The sequence below is a fragment of the Brucella grignonensis genome, from assembly GCF_002252505.1.
GTDB lineage: Bacteria > Pseudomonadota > Alphaproteobacteria > Rhizobiales > Rhizobiaceae > Brucella > Brucella grignonensis.
The window spans coordinates 1-550 of record NZ_NNRL01000069.1; the positions used below are offsets into that span (position 1 = coordinate 1).

Below are 550 nucleotides of genomic sequence, written 5' to 3' on the forward strand. Positions count from 1 at the left end.
CCCGCCGCTTCACCGAGGCATGGATCGGACAGCTCGCCAACTTCGTCATTCTGCAGGTTCTCGTGGTCGCGGTCGGCTCGCTGCTGGTCACCAGCTTCGCAACCATGTTCACCACCGTCGAGGCCTACAGCGACGTCCTGATGCGGCCGATCGCCGTAGGCGCCATCGGCCTTGCTTCCCTCTATGTCTTTTATCAGCTGCCGGGCATCGCGTCGGCGCTCGCGAGCGGAGGGGCCTCACTCACCTATGGCTTTGCTGCGGGTCGAGATGCCCATCAAAGCACTATCACGAGAACGATCGGTTGGGGTTGGCGCAGGCTGACCGGCAGAGGAGCCTGACGCCATCACCATGAGGGGTATTCCAGCGTGCATATAGTTCGAGTTGTAACAATGATGGGGCTGCTGGCCGCCCTCTCCGGCTGCGCGACGCTAAGTTACCCGCTGCCCAAATGCGACGGTTATGCGAAGCGGCCGCTCAATCGTTCGATGTGGGACTGGGAAGCCGGAAAAGCACAGGACGATCCGCGACAGCAATCTTCGCTCCCCAGCGG

Annotated in this window: 1 protein-coding gene and 1 pseudogene; both read left to right on the top strand. The window is 62.0% G+C overall.

Features of this window, described 5'->3' with window-relative positions; all coding sequences use genetic code 11:
- Window positions 1–338 (top strand): type IV secretion system protein (locus CEV33_RS00865; RefSeq protein ID WP_208620127.1); only part of this gene is annotated, 338 nt, incomplete at its 5' end.
- Between the two features lie 51 nt (window positions 339–389).
- A pseudogene (locus tag CEV33_RS24175) lies at window positions 390–550 on the top strand (type IV secretion system protein VirB7); the annotation flags it as partial.